The 314-nt window shown below is 76.1% G+C and carries 1 pseudogene; it reads right to left on the bottom strand.

The features are described 5' to 3' along the window. Positions 1–98: 98 nt before the first annotated feature. Positions 99–314: pseudogene (locus UK12_RS42540) on the bottom strand (hypothetical protein); the annotation flags it as partial.

The raw sequence follows: 314 nt of genomic DNA, 5'->3' as shown, positions 1-314 counted from the left end.
GCGCGGTACCTGCCGTCGCCGACGATGCCCGCGTGGCTGCTGCCGGTGCCGCCGGTGCCGCTGCTGATCCGGCAGAGCGCGACGCCGTGCGCGCGGATTCAGTTGCGGCCGATGGTGCCGGTGGTGGTGCGGGTAGCGCCGCTCCAGCTCCCCTTGTAACCGTAGCTGGAGCCGGTCGGGCCGAGCGCGCCGAGCGGGGTGCTGGGCATGGCGCAGTTGCCGGGGTCCTGGTTGACCAGCGCGACGGCGGTGGCGCCGCCCGCAAGGCGGCGCTTCAGGATCCTCGGCGCGGTCGGGGCGTTGGGGGGGCGGGC

This window comes from Saccharothrix sp. ST-888 (assembly GCF_000955975.1).
Classification (GTDB): Bacteria; Actinomycetota; Actinomycetes; order Streptomycetales; family Streptomycetaceae; genus Kitasatospora.
This window is presented reverse-complemented; position numbering and strand designations above follow the sequence as displayed.